Annotated in this window: 4 protein-coding genes; all 4 read left to right on the forward strand. The window is 35.5% G+C overall.

Translation table 11 applies throughout. From position 1 onward, the window contains the following. Positions 1-518, forward strand: a 518-nt coding sequence (locus PHQ93_RS10690) for an EscU/YscU/HrcU family type III secretion system export apparatus switch protein (RefSeq protein ID WP_299944247.1), incomplete at its 5' end; no start/stop codon positions are given. Between the two features lie 87 nt (positions 519-605). Continuing rightward, positions 606-1,436: a cell division protein FtsZ gene (locus PHQ93_RS10695; RefSeq protein ID WP_299944249.1), complete on the forward strand. Its 831-nt coding sequence runs from the start codon at positions 606-608 to the stop codon at positions 1,434-1,436. Further along, the gene (locus tag PHQ93_RS10700; protein ID WP_299944252.1) at positions 1,426-1,788 is read left to right on the forward strand and encodes a hypothetical protein; all 363 of its coding nucleotides are present in this window, start codon (positions 1,426-1,428) and stop codon (positions 1,786-1,788) included. Before PHQ93_RS10695 ends, PHQ93_RS10700 begins: the two co-directional genes overlap by 11 nt. Next, positions 1,785-2,747, forward strand: a complete 963-nt coding sequence (locus PHQ93_RS10705; protein WP_299944255.1) for a PD-(D/E)XK nuclease family protein — start codon at positions 1,785-1,787, stop codon at positions 2,745-2,747. Before PHQ93_RS10700 ends, PHQ93_RS10705 begins: the two co-directional genes overlap by 4 nt. Positions 2,748-2,766: the final 19 nt, after the last annotated feature.

Genomic DNA, 2,766 nt, shown 5'->3' on the forward strand with positions numbered 1-2,766 from the left:
AGTGGCTTAGGGATAAGGCAATTATTATTGCATTTGTAATGCTTTTAATTATTTTCATATTTGCAGTAATTGATGTAATAATTGTTAGAAAACAGTATTTTGACGGGCTAAAGATGAGCAAACAGGAGATAAAAGATGAGATGAAAAATATGGATGGAGATCCGCTCATCAAAGCAAAAATCCGTCAAATTCAGATGCAAGCCTCAAGAAAGAGAATGATGGCGGCAGTCCCGACTGCTGATGTTGTTATAACCAATCCTACCCACTACGCAGTTGCTATAAAGTATGATGAGCAGAAGTCGCACGCACCTATTGTTGTAGCAAAAGGGATGGACAATATTGCACAGCAGATTAAAAAAATTGCTAGAGAAAATGGAGTACATGTTGTTCAAAATCCACAGCTTGCAAGAAACTTGTATGCTCAAGTGGAGCTTGACAAGCCAATTCCAAGTGAACTATTTGCGGCAGTTGCAGAGGTCTTGGCGTACGTTTACAAAATGAATGCCCCAAAGCGTTAAAAAGAGCGCAAAATTTTATAAAATCAAGACATGAGGGTGTCATATAGAGCTGATAAACTTCTTTTATAACAATAAAAGGAGTCAATTGTGAACAAGCTTAGCGATAACAAATTTTTTGAACTGCCATTTGGGCGGATAGTCGCGGTTGGTGTTGGTTGTGGTAGCGAAAGCATCATGAAGCATATAATTGAAGAGCAAAATACTCGCATTGAATTTATTGTTGCCAATACGAATGAACAAAATGGTTATGAAAAACTCTCTCTTGAGCTAGATGGTGCGGACATTGTTTTTATTATTGCCTATCTTGGTGAAAAAGAAGATATAGAAACTGCTTTAAGCATTGCCAAACTAACAAAAGAAATAGGTACATTTACGATTGGTATAGTTTTTGAGCCTTTTGATTTTGAGGAAAATAACCGTCTCAAACATGCAGATGAAAAGCTTGAAGCACTCAAAAGTAAATGTGATTCTGTTGTCGTAATCTCGAACGATGACACGGTGTTTTCACGCGTAATAAGTGCAATATCAGGCGTGATTCTTCCAATCGCTGACAATGATATCAACCTTGACATAGATGATTTGAAAACAGTTATGTGCCATCAAGGAATCGCAACTGTTGGCATCGGTGAGTATCAAGGAGAAAATGCGGCATTGGAAGCTCTATGTCATGCCATGAAAGATAATGTGTCTTTAAAAAATGCGTCTGGGATTTTAGTGCATTTTAGCATGCATCCAAAATTTCTTTTGATGGAACTTGCGACCGCGATGGAAGTATTGCACGAGAGTGTTGATGAAAGCGCAGAGGTTATCTTTGGCACCACTACTAACGAGAGCTTTCCGCTTGATTTTATCCGCGCGACTGTTATCGCAACTGGTGTTGAAAAAAATCAGATGGTGGCGGTGAACAATGCCCAATAACCATCAAGAAGGATTTGATAATGAAGCAAAATTTCATCAGGCATTGAGCTATATGATAGAGCGACATAGCGGAGTTCAAACATCCAGCCTCAAACACATTTTGGGACTTTTTAATCCTGAACTACTCAACCGATTGTTTACTAGAAAGAAGTGCCGACGCTCTCTTGCATATATTGGCAAAAGCAATGACCGCTTTAAACATGGCAGTTGTTATCAGTCAATCACCTTTAATGGTGCGAGTTACGAGGTTGTGGATATGAATGGAGAAATTCAGATAATAGGTTCTACATATTTTCTCTTACAAGATGTGATAAAATCAAAGATATTAAATACAGGAGAGTACTATACATGACTGAAATAGAAATTTTAAAAAAAGCAGGTTTAATTTTAGAACAGATTAATCAAGACAAAAAAGTCGGAGATGACTTTAATATTTTTTCTGTTTTAGCAATGGAGAGAACAGAGGTTAAGCACTCACAAATATTAGCAGATTTGTTAAATCCAAATGGATTGCATGAACATGGTCATGTATTTTTAGAATCTTTTTTGGACAAGTATATGAGGGATAAGATTGGTGATTTTACTGATTTTTGTAAAAAAGCAACCGTTTCTACCGAGCAATTTCATATCGTTGAAAATCAAAAAGGATATATTGACATAGTAATTGAAACGAAGGATATAGCTATTGTTATTGAAAATAAAATTGATGCACCAGATCAACCAAAACAGCTCCAACGATATGTTTCTTCAAAAATAAATGAAGGTAAGGCAGCATTTACAATATATCTTACATTGGATGGAAAAGAATCACCCAGTGATTCAAGAGGATCGCTAAAAAATGAAGAAATAATATATCTAAGCTATGAAGAGCATATAGTAGAATGGATTAAACAATGTATTACAGAAGCATTGCATGAAAATGTGAAAGTTGTTTTGATACAGTATCTTTCGCTAATAGAAAAAATAACAAATCAAAATAGTAAGAAGGAAAATAAAGAATTGACAAAACTATTACTTCAAAACGGAAATATGACTATTGCAATGAAAATCCCAGATGCTCTTGAGTGGGCTAAAGCAACCATTGAAATGGAGTTTTTTAAAGCTCTCTATGAAAATCTTAAAGATGATCTCAAAAGAATTGGTTTTGAGATGTACAATGGAGATGACGGGAGCTGGACATTTGATGATAAAGACATTGAATGGATCAGGGATATCCGTAAATACAATTCCAAAAAAGACAGTTTTGATGGGCTTTACTTTTATCGAAAAGTATTATTTCCGATAAGCGATTATATATACGATTCGGCGTAGATAAAGATTATTATCTTTG

It is taken from the genome of Sulfurimonas sp. (genome assembly GCF_028714975.1).
Taxonomy (GTDB): Bacteria; Campylobacterota; Campylobacteria; order Campylobacterales; family Sulfurimonadaceae; genus Sulfurimonas.

What these genes read in the sequence shown, in the direction of transcription:
- PHQ93_RS10705 (WP_299944255.1), top strand. Translation starts at nt 1,785, where the DNA reads ATGACTGAAATAGAAATTTTAAAAAAAGCAGGTTTAATTTTAGAACAG.
- PHQ93_RS10700 (WP_299944252.1), top strand. Translation starts at nt 1,426, where the DNA reads ATGCCCAATAACCATCAAGAAGGATTTGATAATGAAGCAAAATTTCAT.